Origin of the sequence: Cyanobacterium sp. IPPAS B-1200 (assembly GCF_001747005.2) — a bacterium.
Taxonomy (GTDB): Bacteria; Cyanobacteriota; Cyanobacteriia; order Cyanobacteriales; family Cyanobacteriaceae; genus Cyanobacterium.
Genome location: NZ_CP182899.1, coordinates 1,302,831 through 1,317,488 on the forward strand (window position 1 = coordinate 1,302,831; position 14,658 = coordinate 1,317,488).

Annotated in this window: 10 protein-coding genes; 4 read left to right on the plus strand and 6 right to left on the minus strand. The window is 38.6% G+C overall.

Annotated elements, in window-relative coordinates; translation table 11 throughout:
* Positions 1-33: 33 nt before the first annotated feature.
* The gene (locus A5482_RS06115) at positions 34-684 is read right to left on the minus strand and encodes an HAD family hydrolase (protein ID WP_242411923.1); all 651 of its coding nucleotides are present in this window, start codon (positions 682-684) and stop codon (positions 34-36) included.
* A 304-nt stretch (positions 685-988) separates the two neighbouring features.
* On the opposite strand from A5482_RS06115, the gene A5482_RS06120 reads away from it, so the two are divergent.
* The gene (locus A5482_RS06120) at positions 989-1,822 is read left to right on the plus strand and encodes an alpha/beta fold hydrolase (RefSeq protein ID WP_069790422.1); all 834 of its coding nucleotides are present in this window, start codon (positions 989-991) and stop codon (positions 1,820-1,822) included.
* Positions 1,823-2,118: 296 nt separating this feature from the next.
* Here A5482_RS06120 and A5482_RS06125 read toward each other — a convergent pair whose 3' ends face one another.
* The 3 genes from A5482_RS06125 to A5482_RS06135 all read right to left on the minus strand — a co-directional run bounded on the left by A5482_RS06125 (position 2,119) and on the right by A5482_RS06135 (position 5,745).
* Positions 2,119-2,361 carry a hypothetical protein gene (locus A5482_RS06125; protein WP_069790421.1) on the minus strand — a complete coding sequence of 81 codons (243 nt, stop codon included), beginning with the start codon at positions 2,359-2,361 and terminating at the stop codon, positions 2,119-2,121.
* 56 nt (positions 2,362-2,417) lie between these two features.
* Positions 2,418-3,848: a folate/biopterin family MFS transporter gene (locus A5482_RS06130; protein WP_069790420.1), complete on the minus strand. Its 1,431-nt coding sequence runs from the start codon at positions 3,846-3,848 to the stop codon at positions 2,418-2,420.
* 103 nt (positions 3,849-3,951) lie between these two features.
* On the minus strand, positions 3,952-5,745 hold the full coding sequence (locus A5482_RS06135) for an N-acetylmuramoyl-L-alanine amidase (protein ID WP_446684825.1): 1,794 nt from the start codon (positions 5,743-5,745) through the stop codon (positions 3,952-3,954).
* A gap of 531 nt (positions 5,746-6,276) precedes the next feature.
* On the opposite strand from A5482_RS06135, the gene hpf reads away from it, so the two are divergent.
* Together hpf and A5482_RS06145 are read left to right on the plus strand one after the other, a co-directional pair.
* Positions 6,277-6,855 carry a ribosome hibernation-promoting factor, HPF/YfiA family gene (gene hpf, locus A5482_RS06140; RefSeq protein WP_069790419.1) on the plus strand — a complete coding sequence of 193 codons (579 nt, stop codon included), beginning with the start codon at positions 6,277-6,279 and terminating at the stop codon, positions 6,853-6,855.
* Between the two features lie 102 nt (positions 6,856-6,957).
* Positions 6,958-10,524, plus strand: coding sequence for a PAS domain S-box protein (locus tag A5482_RS06145; RefSeq protein WP_069790418.1), 3,567 nt, complete (start codon positions 6,958-6,960; stop codon positions 10,522-10,524).
* A 59-nt stretch (positions 10,525-10,583) separates the two neighbouring features.
* Here A5482_RS06145 and crtB read toward each other — a convergent pair whose 3' ends face one another.
* Together crtB and pds are read right to left on the minus strand one after the other, a co-directional pair.
* A complete protein-coding gene (gene crtB / locus A5482_RS06150) occupies positions 10,584-11,513 on the minus strand; it encodes a 15-cis-phytoene synthase CrtB (protein WP_069790417.1) in 930 nt (309 codons plus the stop codon).
* A gap of 182 nt (positions 11,514-11,695) precedes the next feature.
* The gene (gene pds / locus A5482_RS06155; RefSeq protein WP_069790416.1) at positions 11,696-13,114 is read right to left on the minus strand and encodes a 15-cis-phytoene desaturase; all 1,419 of its coding nucleotides are present in this window, start codon (positions 13,112-13,114) and stop codon (positions 11,696-11,698) included.
* A gap of 247 nt (positions 13,115-13,361) precedes the next feature.
* Between pds and A5482_RS06160 the strand changes: the two genes are divergently transcribed.
* Entirely contained in the window at positions 13,362-14,657 is a 1,296-nt protein-coding gene (locus tag A5482_RS06160) for a CapA family protein (protein WP_069790415.1), read from the plus strand.
* The last annotated feature ends 1 nt before the right edge of the window (position 14,658 follow it).

Sequence of the window (14,658 nt, forward strand, 5' to 3'; positions counted from 1 at the left end):
TATGGGTTATTTTTTGCTTGGTTGTCGATAAGGTTATTTATTTTCTTGGTAGAGAGAAGAAAAGACATGGGGTAAATTCATGGGGGGATTCATGTGTATTGTTTGTAAGCCTAACTTTTTGGCACTATTCACGTTATGGATATTATCATCTATGAATAGGGTGCGATGGGGTATTAGGTTATGGGCTTTGATTATATATTCAAATATTTTTTGGTCTGGTTTATGTAATCCTATTTCATAGGAGTAGTAAATTTTATCGAATAATGTTTCTAGGGGATATTCTGGAATGGATTGTTTAAATCTTTTTTCTACTTCTTCTATATGGATAGGGTTTGTATTGCTTAAAATAAAGGTTTTTTTCTCTTGTTTGATTTTATGTAATAATTTCCCTAATTTTGATGGTACTTGCCCTAACATCCCATTCCAAATTATTTTTATGTCTTCGTCAGTTTTATTTAATTTGGTAGTTTCTTTTACTTGATTAATAAATTCTTCATCTCCTATTTTTCCTATTTCATAGCTAAGAGCGATCGCCCTTAAATCTTCAATTAAAATATCTTTATCCCCAGAAGTATGTTGAGCAAAATAATCATAGGGATAACCCATCTCTACCTCGATAATAACTCCCCCCAAATCGAAAATAATTGCCTCTAATTCCTCGTATTTTATCTCCAAAGACATCATCTATGCTAAATATTGTTTTAATAATAATATACTAATTAAAAGGCGACATTAATAAAGAAATTATATTCTTAACAAGGGGCTTAAGCCCCTTGCCTATTACTTGTTGCCTCTTGCCTATTACCTGTTGCCCTTTGCCTGTTACCTGTTACCCCTTGCCTATTACCTGTTGCCCCTTGCCTATTACCTGTTATCCCTTGTCTGTTACCTTTTACCCGTTGCCTATTCCCCGCTCCCTGTTCCTTACTCTGATTAAATGATAAACTGAAGAGTTAGAAAAATAGATATAAAAATAAATAAAAGTATAATGAAAATAGTAGAAAATAAAAGAAAAGTAGGTAATGTAGAATGGTTTTTTCGTTCTTGTTTTCCCGTTCAAGAAACAGATAAAAGCCCCGTTTTTTTTCTCCATGGTTTACCATCCCAGAGTTTTTGTTGGACGGAAATCATGCCCTTTGTAGCTGAATCTGGCTACAGTGCGATCGCCCCTGATTGGTTAGGATGGGCGAACTCTGATAAACCAGACAAAAGAGATTTTGCCTACACTCCCGAAGCCTACATTGAGGCTTTAAAAGAATTTATTGATGCTTTTAAAGTAGAAAAAATTAGCTTAGTAATCCAAGGATTTTTAGCTACTATTGGCATTCAATATGCCCTCCAAAATCCAGACAAAATTGATAAATTAATTATTCTAAATAGTCCTATTTCTACCAGTGCAAAAGTACCTTGGTTAATCAAACAATGTGGCGTTCCTTTCCTTGGTGATATGATAACCCAAGATCCTTTATTTGTAGATCGTACCCTCGAAAAAGGTGCAGGATATGTCATTTCTGATGAAAATTTAGCCTACTATCGTAAACCCATTATAACTTCTTCTTTGGCTGGTAGAACTATGGTTACAATGGTTAGAAGAATGCAGTTTCTTGATAGTATGAAAGAAATTGAAGCGGGGTTAAAAACATGGGAAAAACCTTGTCTAATTTTTTGGGGAATAGATGATCCTTGGCTTAATATTGAGCCAGTAGAAGCCATTGCCAAAGCAAATCCTAATATTACATTAAAGAAAATATCAGAAGCAAAACACTATCCCCAAGAGCATTTTTCTAAAAAAATAAGTCCCATTTTAGTTAGCTTTTTGTAAGTCCAGTCAATAGGGAAGGGTTTAAGTTTATGCTTGTCTTTTGTTACAAATTATTAACAAATTTCCTTTTTTTATTGACTTTTGCCCTTTTTTGGGCGAAGATAAAAGTATCTTTTATATAATAGAAATCTGACTATTTATACTTATTTTTACAAAGCTTTCCATTATATTATAAGCATATCACAACCTGAGTAAAATAACCACGAAAAGTCGGAAAAAACGGCAATTTTTTTATTCTAATCAAGAGACAAAATGCTTAAGAGCAATTAGTATAAAGTGCAGTCATTATTTCCGTGCTAGTGAGCAGGACAATCTTCTGGAAGTTCTATATTATGACCGTTACTTTGATCAATCATGATTTGAGTACATAATTTTTGTTTGAAGTAATTTTCCATTTCATGCAGCATTGCGGGATCAAAATCAACAGAATCAGATTTATTATAAGTTTGAGACCAAAGAATTGATAAAAAAGGGATCACACCAGAAACAATTGCAATAGTAGTATAGAATTTCATAATTTTCTCAGGTAGGGTGGGCATTGCCCACCATGGTAAAAAAACGATTACCTACCTAACTCAATAACTTCTAATACGCTCTATTTATTCTTGCGACGATTACCAGAAGATAAAACCACTTCGGGCATTATATCATTAGAGGCGATCGCCCCAGGGCTATGATGTTCATAAACTTCCGCCATGGGTAGATTAACAGAAGGTACATCTTGAGGATCATAATCAGGTAAAAAATTGATCAAAAATAGAGGTAATAGACTAGATAAATTAGTAATCAAAAGCAACAAAGCCAGATTAGAAAAATCAGTTTCTGTCACTCCCAGCCAATTTGTTAACAACGCCCCCAACTCATGGGAAATCAACCCACCCAAATTCCAAATCGACATCAATAACGCAAAGAAACTCGCCTCGATACCTTCAGGGCAAAGACGGGCAGACAATACCAACACAGGCATAAAAGCAATTTGTCCCATCACCGTCAACACCAAACTATCACCCAAACTAAACCAATGGTCATCAATACCCAAAGTACGGTTAAAATGAGTAACCAAAATTAAACTCGTCATCCCCAACAAAGAAGACAACACCACACTCCATCCCAACATTAACCGAAAAGAAATTTGTTTGAGCCATTTTTGATAACAAAGTACCCCTATCAAAGAAGCAACACTGGTAACAAGGCGCACCCTACCCAAAAACTCCGCCTGAAATCCTAACTCGTTAGTAGTAAAAAAGAAAAAAGCAGAGTCAGCACTAGGGGTGCTTTGCCAAAGGGCGATAAAAATTACAGGGGCTAAAATAGTTTTTTGCTTTAAAGTCTGCCATAGTTGCTTGGTTTGCCCCCAAGCGGTGGGAGTTTCTTCCTTTTCAGTGACAGGTTTTTCGATGATAAACCATGCTACCCCTACCACAATAAGAGGAAAACAAGCCGTAACCATAAACACCTGAGAAGCGCTGAAATATTCCAATAATAAACCACTAAAATAAGCAGTGATAATACCCCCCAATGCCGAACAACCCCAAGTCACCGATTGTAGTGAACCAGCGGTTTCCAGAGATTCATTCCTCGCCCTTTCTACCACCACAGAATCCACGATTACATCACTCATGGCAACGGATAAAGAAGTCATTAAAATGGCAACCGTAGCGCCCCAGGCACTGCTTACAATGGTAGCTAAACTCAACCAGGCGATCGCCCCTAGAAAACCTGATAAAATCAGATAACTACGACGACGATAGGAAAACAAAGGCTTACTATCACTAAAAAAGCCAATAATGGGCTTAGTAATCCAAGGAATAGCTGCCACCCCCATCAAAGCCGATACTTGGGCAGGGGATAACATTAATTCATCCTTCAGGAAAAAACTAACCGCCAACCTCGCCAAACCTAAAATACCTTGAACAAAATATACAGTTAAAATAGCTGCCAATTCAGGGGTAAGCTCATTGCCGAATAAAATCTTATCCTCAACAAACTTTTTCACCTTGTCTGGTTGATAAATATTAATAAACATAAATAAAGTTTAAGTTTTATTACTCCATACTATCTTAGGCTGTGATCAAAAAGTCCACCCGTGGGGGTGGGCAATAGGGAGACAAAATGAATTAAATTTCTATTTACCTAGTTTTCGATAACCATTGAGCAACTCCATCGGCAACCCCATCAGCCAATTCCTCTTGGGCTTGGGGGTTAATTATCCATTCAAATTCTTCGGGGTTAATCATAAAGCCTAACTCTAATAAAAGACTAGGGGCGGTGTGAGGACGAGTGAGGGCGAGATTGTTCCAAAAAACTCCGTAGGAAGGACGATTTAAATTAGTAGTTAAGTAATCCTGCAAAAAGATGGCTAAATCATGGGCTTGGGGATGATACCAAAACATTCCTATACCCTTGGTATTAATGGCATCTCCTGCATCGGGTAGGGCGTTGTAATGGATGGATAAAGCAAGGGTGGGTTTAACCCTATCAATCGTCGCCATGCGATCGCCCAGAGACACAAAACTATCATCCTCCCTAGTAAAAACCACCTCCGCCCCCTTTGCCCTCAACCGTTGAGCGATTAACTTAGAAATAACAAGGTTAATTTCCTTTTCTGGATAACCATTAAGCCCCACTGCCCCCAACTCATCACCCCCATGGCCTGGATCTAATAATATGGTCGCTCCCCGTAGGTTTTCTGGCGATGAAATGGTGGGAGGGTGGTTTAGGGTCAAAATTAAATTATTGCCCTGATAACGGACATCGTAGCCCCACTGCTGAGAGGTTTTCAGGCGAAAAATATAGTCAATTTGGGTGGGGTTTACTTGGTGCCAGTCGAGGCGACGAATGAGGGGATTATCATCGAAGCGGATAGTGTCGGTTTGGGCTATGGTGTTATGAAGAGAAAGGGTAAAGGTATCATCAGCTTGGGTGATGGTGATGGGTACAGGATTTTGTAACGGGAAGATAATTTCTGTACCTTGGGAGGTAGTGCGGGAGTTGACACTGCGAATGTTACTGATGGGGGGGGCTTGGGTGCTTAGGGTACGGGTTTCATTTTCCCTAATCCATGCGCCATAATCAAGTCTGAGCCATTCTCCTTCTGTGCCTGTTACTTGGGCTTGGGTGCCTTGGGGTAGGGGGGTAAGGCGAGAATGATTGGTACTAGGGCCTGTGCGGGATACTCCTTGATTGGCGGTAACTTCTATAACTCTCAGGTTTTGGGGGGAGAGGGTTGTAATTTTTCCCACTTGGTTTTGGGTAATAGTCTGCCCTTGATATTCCATGACAAAGACGGGATTTTCTACCCTACCAACGGTGTCGAGTTGTTGACATCCTTTCATGGCTGTCCATGGGCGATCGCCCATTACTTCTGGGGTATTATCTGCTATTAAAACAGCGTAATTAGGTGGGAGATTTACGACAGTTTCACTGGGTTGTAAATTAATAGTATTTTGGCTTAATCTGACCGATACTTGGGCATTTTTAGGGGCGATCGCCTCGAAGCACACCAATTCATCGGGTAATCGGGCTATGTCAACGGCGGGATAAAGTAAATTAGGGGCTAAACTGTTTAAATCTTCCTGACTGGGTTCGCCAGAATTTCTCGTAATTACTTTCCTGATTTCTTGATTTTGAGAACGAATTACAAAGGTATTTTCTCCCATCTGTAACGGGAAACTAGGGGCAAAAAATCCTTGGGCTGATGTATCGATATTCTGCCCATTTACTGATACGGTGGCATTTTGGGGGGCTGAACCGATTAAAAAGATTGATGGAGCAAGGGTTTGATGGTTATTGGGAGGATAAACAATTTTTAGGGGTTGGTTTTGAGCCTGAACGAATTTTGTTGTACTATTGGAGTAGTTAGGGGCGATCGCCCATACGGCACTGCTCACAATAATTCCACACAATTTAGTTGTTTTAAACATAGTTAATGTAAATAAATATTAATAATATTTCTTCAAAATATCAGGGAAAACTCTTTTTTTCAAACTTTCATCACTTATGACCGGATCCATTACTCATTGTCTGTGGTTTATTCCAGAGCTTTTAAACCGTTAATTCTTTCTCTTATTTTCTGGAGAATAGAGACAATTTGTTACAACAGAGAGCTTTTGTAATCAAACTTTACACAAAAAGAGTAAACCTAAAAATAAGTTAAAAATAGGTGCTTTTTAGATCATAAAAGTGTTATGGTATTAGTATAGAGAAAAAAGGAGGAATTATTAACTAATAAACAATTGTTTAATAGTTATATCTAAGCCTTAAAACATACATGATCAAGAAAAAAAATAGTCAAGAAAAAAAGTCTTATATAGCTAAAAGCCATGTAGATTAGATACGATAAAGACAAAACTAGCTAACTTCTTTTAGTTTTTGTTAAAAGAAAAAATGAAAAAATATCCAACAAAATACTTAAGTTGAGATATTAATATTGCGCGTAAAATGGAGTATAAATTATGAAACTATTAATTCAAGGAAACAATATCGAAGTCACTGATTCTATCCATGATTATGTGGAGGAAAAATTAGAAAAAGCAGTTAAACATTTCCAAAATTTAGCTAGTAAAGTTGACGTTCACTTATCTGTAGCCCGTAACGCTCGTATCAGTAATAAACACAAAGCCGAAGTCACTGTTTATGCTAACGGTACCATCATCAGAGCGCAAGAAGATAGTGAAAGTTTGTATGCCAGTATTGATTTAGTTTCCGACAAAATTACTCGTCAATTGCGCAAATATAAAGAAAGAAATCTCGACAAGAAAATTCACCCCGTGGAAAAAACCGTGGAGGCCATCGAAGATAAACCAGTGGAAGGTAGTTTAATAGGCGATCGCCACGCGGAACTACCAGAAGAAGTAGTCAGAATGAAATACTTTGCCATGGAGTCCATGAGCATTGATGAAGCCAAAGAGCAACTACAATTAGTTGACCATGACTTTTATATGTTCCGTAACAAAGAAAGCAATGAGATTAACGTAATCTATATTAGAAATCATGGTGGTTTTGGAGTCATTCAACCCCGTGCCAACAAATAATTGACTTAATTTATGCCCCTGCGGGGGCTTTTTTGATCTATTTTCTCTATATACTCTTTCATAATATACCATTACAAGATATGCCCATGCTATTAACAAACAATGAATTTACCACCGTCCTACATTCAAAAAAATGTTGTCATTGTTGCATCTGATGTAAAACTTATTAAAGTTATTGAAAAGATAAACCAGAAAAACAGTGTGGATGATGAGAGCAAAAAAGCAACTCCACAATCAAGCTGTGCGTTTGTAGAAGAGAATAATTGTCTAGTAGGATTAATTTATCCAGAAGATATAATTTCATGGTTGGCTCAAAAATTACCTTTGGAATCCGTTTCAGTTTCCCAAGTAATGACCAAAAAATTTGTCTCTCGTCAAAGTAATGAATTAGAGGATATTGATGATTTAATTACTCTGTTTTCCCAAGAGAAAATCAAGATTTTACCCATTGTGGATGACGACGGCAAGGGAATTGGTATTATTACTCCCAATAGTCTGTTAGAAACCATTAATACCAGAAAAACTCGATCTTTTAATCCTCCATTAGTTGCTTCTGATAAGCAAGACTTGATCGTAGATGTGACAGAAAATAAAAATATTCAAGCTCAAAATAATCGTTTAGCTTACTTTTTAGAATCAAGCCTGAATGAAGTTATAGTTTTTTCTGCCGATACCTTACGCATTTTATATGCCAATCGAAAAGCTATGGATAACTTGGGGTACGATATGGAAACCCTAGAGAGAATAGTTATGGTGGATATTAAACCAGAGCTTGATTGGGGGCAATTTCAAAAAAAAATAGAACCTCTACGCACTGGGGAAAAAGATTCATTAATATATCAAACCATTCATCAAAGAGCCGATCGCACTTTTTATCCCGTAGAAGTTCATTTGCAGTTAATCAAAGAAGAAAATCAGGAAGTATTTTTAGCAACGATTCTCGATATTACCGAGCGCAAAAAAACAGAACAGGCTTTGAGGGAAAGTGAAGCCCGTTGGCAATTAGCGGTAGAAGGCTCTGGGGATGGTACTTGGGATTGGAATCCTCAAACCAATGAAGTACATTTTTCTAAGCAGTGGAAACGAATGTTGGGTTTTGAAGATGAGGAAATAGGCGATCGCCTCGAGGAATGGAGCGATAGAGTACACCCTGACGACATAGACTCTTGCTATGGGGATATTGAAAAATATTTGAAAGGTGAAACCTACATCTATCAAAATGAGCATCGGATGCTCTGTAAAAATGGTCAGTATAAATGGATTTTAGATCGAGGGCAAGTCATAGAAAAAGATTCAGAGGGCAAACCAGTAAGATTTATTGGAACCCATAGTGATATTGATTACCGAAAAATTATTGAAACGGCTCTCAAGGAAAGTGAGGAAAAGTTCAGAATTTTAGTGAATAATGCTCCTGTGGGAATTTTTCAAACCGATGAGCAGGGATTATGTCACTATGTTAATCCTCAATGGCTCAAAATGACCAGCATGGAATATGAAGATGCCATGGGTACAGGTTGGGCAAAGGCATTACATCCAGAGGATAAAGATAGAGTTTTTGAAGAGTGGCATCAGTCAATTATTAATGATGTTCTTTTCATCTCTGACTATCGTTTTGTGAATCAAAAAACTCAAGAAATTTTCTGGGTTTCTGGTCATGGAGTCAGTATAAAAAATGAAGAAGGAAACATAACTGGTTATTTTGGTACCATTATTGACATTACCCAGCGCAAAAATAGTGAAGAAAAATATCGCCGTATCGTAGAAACCACCACCGAAGGGATTTGGATGATTGATAAGGAGGGTAAAACCAACTTTGTGAATGCTCAAATGGCACAGATGTTGGGTTATAGTCCAGAGGAGATGTTGGGTAAGCCTTTATTTTATTTTATGGATGCAGAAGCCCAACAATTAGCTCAAAAGTATTTAAAACAAAGAGCTCAGGGTATTAAAGAACAACATGATTTCCGATTTAGTCGCAAAGATGGCTCTGATTCATGGGCGATCGTTTCTAGTACTCCCAATCTTAATGAAAGGGGAGAATATCTCGGAGCTTTGGCTATGATAACGGATATAAGCGATCGCCGTCAAACGGAACTAGCACTGATAGAATTTAAGCAAAGATTAGATCAAATTGCCTTGCACATTCCTGGGTTAATTTATCAATATCGCCTTAACCCCGATGGTACTTCTTGCCTTCCCTATGCCAGTAATGCCATTCAAGAAATATACGGATTGAAGCCAGAGGATGTAGTAGAAGATGCCAGTCCTATGCTTAACTTAATTCATCCCGAAGATTTAGAATTGGTTAATCAATCTACGCAAGAATCCGCCACAAAATTAACTCCTTGGTATTGTGAGTATCGAATTTGTCGCCAAGATGGTAGTATTATTTGGATTTCGGCACAGGCAACCCCCACCAAACAGCCCGATGGTAGTATTGTTTGGCACGGCTTTATTTGTGATATATGCGATCGCATCAAAATCCAGCAAGAGTTAGTCCAAGCGAAAGAAACTGCCGAAAGTGCCACCAAATCTAAAAGTGCATTTTTCGCCATGATGAGCCACGAAATTCGTACTCCCATGAATGGGGTAATTGGTATGACAGGCTTATTATTAGATACAGAATTAACCCCAGAACAAAGAAATTTTGTCGAGATAATTCGCAGTAGTAGCGATAGTTTGTTAACTATTATCAATGATATTCTTGACTTTTCTAAAATAGAATCAGGAAAAATAAATTTAGAAATCCAAGCCTTTAATCTTCAACAATGTATTGAAAGTGTATTTGATTTATTAAAGTTTCAAGCTCAAAAGAAAAACTTAGATTTTAATTATTTTTATGCCTCTGAAATTCCTAAAATATTCTTGGGAGATGTAACCCGTATCCGTCAAATTTTGGTTAATCTTTTGGGAAATGCCCTAAAATTTACTGAAAAAGGAAAAGTAAGTTTAATAGTTAACGGTCTTAAAATTAATCACACCAAGGATAGTGAGAATAATTATCTCGATAGTGAGTATAAAATTCAATTTGCTGTTGAAGACACTGGCATTGGTATTCCCAAAGAAAGACAACATTCTTTATTTGAATCTTTTACTCAGGTAGATTCTTCTATTAATAGGAAATATGGCGGTACGGGGCTAGGTTTAACTATTAGTAAGTTATTAACCGAAACCATGGGAGGGGAAATGTGGGTAGAAAGTGAAATGGGTATGGGGACAACTTTTTACTTCACCATTAATCTTCCCAATACCACTGAAGTTCCTCAAGTAGATAAAGTCATCCCATCTAGTTTTAACTTGCAATGGTCAAAAACTAAAACTTTAAAAATACTTTTAGCAGAAGATAATACCATTAATCAAAAGGTAGCCGTACTAAACCTCAAGAAAATAGGCTACTCAGCAGATGTGGCATCCGATGGATTAGAAGTTATCGAAGCAATACAGCGTCAAGACTATGACGTTATCTTGATGGATGTGCAAATGCCAAAGATGGATGGTTTAGAAGCGACCCGCTGGATTAGGAAAAATCATCCTCCCAACAAACAACCCCATATTATCGCGATGACTGCAGGGGCTATGGAGGACGATTACTTAAATGCGGGAATGAATGGTTATATTTCTAAACCTATTGATATGGAGAGTTTAAAACAAGTTTTACGGTTTGACTAGAGGGTAGAGACGTAGAATGCTACGTCCATACAGAAGTTAGACTTTTCCACCTTCCACCATTAGAGGGCTTGAGCCCTTAACCATGCCACAGGTAAATAAAGCATTTTATTGGCGGTAGGTACAAAGGCACGACGGTTAAAAACATCGTAATTATTTTTCTCAATTACATCGAGAATACCTTGATACAACATTAATGCTGACCATACAGGCCAACGACCATCAGGGTTTAAAGCTCTAATGCCCCTTTCTGCATCCACATAGTATTTTCTGGCCCGTTGGATTTCAAACTTCATTAAGCCACGCCAACGGTCATCGATTACTTTGTTAAATAAATCTTCTTCGGTATAGTCAAACATTGCTAAGTCTTCTAGGGGTAGGTAAATACGATCTCGACCAATATCTTCTCCCACATCCCTGAGAATATTAGTTAGTTGATTGGCAATGCCAAGGGCGATCGCCTCTTCTTCGGGTACAATGATAGACTGACGATTCCAAGGGACGCTGACATTGCGATCATCAACCCCCAACACCGACGAAGACATCAAGCCCACCGTACCAGCCACACGGTAACAATATAAATCTAATTCCTCAAAAGTATCATAGCGGTTGCGGTACAAGTCCATTCTCTGACCAGCTATCATATCCCGAAAGGGTTGAATATCCATAGGAAAACGGGCAAGGGTATCCACCAGAGCCACATCAGGATCATCAATGGGTTGTCCATCAAATACCGACTCTAGTTGAGTCTCCCACAAATCAAGGGTTTCAGGGGTGGTAAATTTAGCTTGAGGTCCATCTACTAATTCATCGGTGCGACGACACCAGACATAGATAGCCCAGATTGCCTTTCTTTTTGGTTTGGGCATCAACAAAGTACCAAGATAAAAGGTCTTGGAATACTTCGCCGTTACCTGACGACAATATTCATAGGACTCCTCGACGGAAGCTAGGGGGTGTTTTGGTTTTAATTTTTTAGGCAGTTGCAGCATTCATCCCTGCTGAAATAATTACTAGATTAATTTTAAAAATGAAAATAATGAAAACAATGACAATTTTCTAGTATTGTCTCACTTTCTGACAAATTTTAACTATTTATTTCTTTAGGAGTCTAACAAAGTTATGAAAAATCCACAAAAGTTACACCTCCTGAGAAATAAATAATGTCCTTTGATTAGCCTACAAAAGTAGGTTCACCTTTTGCCATACTGGGTTTTCTGACGGGTATTTTTTTATTGGCGATCGCCTGAGCGGTCAATTTACCAGATAATACAGCCCCTTCCATACTTCCCAAATACTCCTGCATGGTATAACTACCAGAAAGGAAGAAATTAGAAATAGGAGTGGCTTGGCTAGGACGATAAGCCTGACGGCCTGGAATGGCTTTATATACCGAGCGAGGGGTTTTTAATACTTTCGCCTTGCGCACCTTCGCAACGTTAGGAATTTGGTCAGGAAATAGTTTTGCTAACTCCTCCATGGTGGCTTCGATAATAGCCTCATCGGATTTACCAATCCAATCTTGGGCAGGGGCAAGAACTAACTCCAACATGGAGCGATCGGGGTCATAATATTCTTTAGTAGTAACACTCATGTCCGCATAAACACTGAGCAAAGGAGAGCGGGAGAATAAAAGTTGATCTACATCGGTTAATTTGCGATCGAACCAAATTTGCACATTAATTACAGGTACACCCTCAAGCCCTTCTAATTTTTGGAAAAAAGGCTCCTCTTTCCAAGGCTCAGGCATCAATAACTTCATGGCATCCACGGACATAGCCGACACATAAGCATCCGCCTCGATAATCTCATCCTCTGCCCCATTCAAACCTCTAATTAAAAGATGTTTTACCGAACCATCCTCATTTAAGACAATTTTTTTCAAAGGTGAACTAGTGCGTACCTCTCCACCCTTTTCGGTGACATAATCCACAATGGGTGCGCATAAACGCTCTGGGGGCGCTCCATCCAAGAAAGCAATCTTTGAGCCATAACGCTCCTGCAAAAACTTATTTAACGCCGTGAGGATAATGGTAGCGGATACCTCATCGGGGTTGATAAAAGTAAGAGCCTTAGAAGCCGCAATAAAAATATCAGTATTGACTTTTTCATCAATGCCCTGAATCCTTAACCACTCAATAAGGCTATATTTATCCATATCCTCCACATATTTTTGACCACGGATAATGGCAGGAAATAAACCAATGGCAAAACGAATCTTCTGACTCCAAGTCAACATATCATTGTTGCGCAGAATAGAAGTAATTACATTAAAAGGGGAAGGAATATCAGGCACATCAAAGCGGGAGAGAGTGCCAGGTTTTTCGGGTTGGTTAAAAATGAGGGTGTGTTGTTTCCACTGTAGGCGGTCTAAAATGCCTAATTCTCCCATGAGTTGTAACATATTGGGATAAGCACCAAAAAAGGCGTGTAAACCAGTTTCTAACCAGTCTCCGTCCTCATCCTTCCAAGCGGCTACTAAACCCCCTAATACATCTCTACTTTCTAATAAAATAGGTTGATGTCCTAAATCGGTTAAATATTTGGCACAGGATAAACCTGCTAGCCCTCCTCCTGCAATTGCTACTCGCATCTCTTTTTTTGTTACTACTACTATTTCTCTATCCTATTTTAGTAGCATTTCTTGACATTTCGTAATATTTTTTTAAGATTATTACTTATTATTCATGGTGGAGGAAAAAAAAACAGCCTCATTAATGTCTCGGTTATCTCTGCATTTTTGGGCTGTAATGGTTATCTGATGGACATTTTCCTTTCAAAAAAACTTTTTTAATTTTTGTTTACATCTGAGGACATTTTCAAAAGAATTATCTTGATTTATGATAAATAAATTTTTGCTGGGATTTTTGTTTGTTTTCCATCTAGTGGGGTGTCGTCACTCCGATGAGCTTGTGGTAGAGGTTGTTTCTGATACTGTAACCCAAAAAGAGGAGGGTGAAGGGGATATGGTAGAGCAAAAATGGTTTCCTCTTCCTGAGCCTACAACCCCTGTAGTTGCCATTAATATTAAAAATAAGCCTAATCAAACTAATTTTTATGACACCCTAGGGGCGATCGCCCTTGACTACGAAAAAGCAACGGATTTTATTGATATTCGAGGGGTAGGGGATGCCGGTATGGCTCACACCCATAGGCAACCCATGGCTTTAACCGATGCTGTTTTCCCTAGAGTACAAGCAAATTTTGGTAAATTATTAGATGCTTTTGATGGCACGGGGAAATCCTATCGGGGGGATTTATCTTTTCTGAATTGGGAAAGCACTTTGGGCTTATCTTGTCATCGGTTTTGGGCGCCTTTGGGCCCTCGCTCTTTTGCTTTTGTGTCTCATCCTGACAATATGAGGGGGATTTATGAGAGGGGGTTTAATTTGATTGGTTTGGCGAATAATCATACCCGTGATTGCGATCGCGCTGAGGAAGGGGTTGACGGAGTATTTGCTACCACTAGGCACATGGAAAGGTTAACTTCGGAATTAAATGCCAATTGGTTATGGCATGGGGCTGGGGAAAATAAGGAAGCGGTAGTTAAAACCATGATGATAAAAGATACACCCGTCAAGGTTGCTTTTGCTAGTCTCTATCTTGCTTACGGCGACTGTACCTACACCGCTTGTTTAAAGGATGAACTAACCATATTGCGATCACTTCGTGACTCCGAGGCTGATATTCGTATCCTCTCCATTCACAGTTGGACAGCGGAAACCCAAAAACAATTAGTGGATATTGGCGTTAATTTTGTGCAAAATTTTGAAGGGGATATAGTTTTTGGTCACGGGCCTCATCGCCTTGCACCCATAAGGGTTGTAGAGTCTCCTAGGGGCAAAAGAGGTGTTATTTTTGAGAGCCTAGGAAATTTCATTCATCCTTCTCTCTTACCCATTCGTGAAAATGTCATCGGACGGGTTTTATTTGACAAGGAAACCTTGCAACTGAGACAGGTACAAATTATCCCTATTGCCACAGATAGGGTTTATGCTTCTTTGAATAATAATTTTGACCCCACAAGGGTAGTTAGTAATCTTTCTTGGCAACCTATTAATGATGACGCTTGGCGTGCAGGGGTAAACTCTAATGCCCGTGGTGCTTATGCCAATATTTTGCAATCTCAAGAGTAGT

What these genes read in the sequence shown, in the direction of transcription:
- A5482_RS06115 (WP_242411923.1), bottom strand. Translation starts at nt 684, where the DNA reads ATGATGTCTTTGGAGATAAAATACGAGGAATTAGAGGCAATTATTTTC.
- A5482_RS06120 (WP_069790422.1), top strand. Translation starts at nt 989, where the DNA reads ATGAAAATAGTAGAAAATAAAAGAAAAGTAGGTAATGTAGAATGGTTT.
- A5482_RS06125 (WP_069790421.1), bottom strand. Translation starts at nt 2,361, where the DNA reads ATGCCCACCCTACCTGAGAAAATTATGAAATTCTATACTACTATTGCA.
- A5482_RS06130 (WP_069790420.1), bottom strand. Translation starts at nt 3,848, where the DNA reads ATGTTTATTAATATTTATCAACCAGACAAGGTGAAAAAGTTTGTTGAG.
- A5482_RS06135 (WP_446684825.1), bottom strand. Translation starts at nt 5,745, where the DNA reads ATGTTTAAAACAACTAAATTGTGTGGAATTATTGTGAGCAGTGCCGTA.
- hpf (WP_069790419.1), top strand. Translation starts at nt 6,277, where the DNA reads ATGAAACTATTAATTCAAGGAAACAATATCGAAGTCACTGATTCTATC.
- A5482_RS06145 (WP_069790418.1), top strand. Translation starts at nt 6,958, where the DNA reads ATGAATTTACCACCGTCCTACATTCAAAAAAATGTTGTCATTGTTGCA.
- crtB (WP_069790417.1), bottom strand. Translation starts at nt 11,513, where the DNA reads ATGCTGCAACTGCCTAAAAAATTAAAACCAAAACACCCCCTAGCTTCC.
- pds (WP_069790416.1), bottom strand. Translation starts at nt 13,114, where the DNA reads ATGCGAGTAGCAATTGCAGGAGGAGGGCTAGCAGGTTTATCCTGTGCC.
- A5482_RS06160 (WP_069790415.1), top strand. Translation starts at nt 13,362, where the DNA reads ATGATAAATAAATTTTTGCTGGGATTTTTGTTTGTTTTCCATCTAGTG.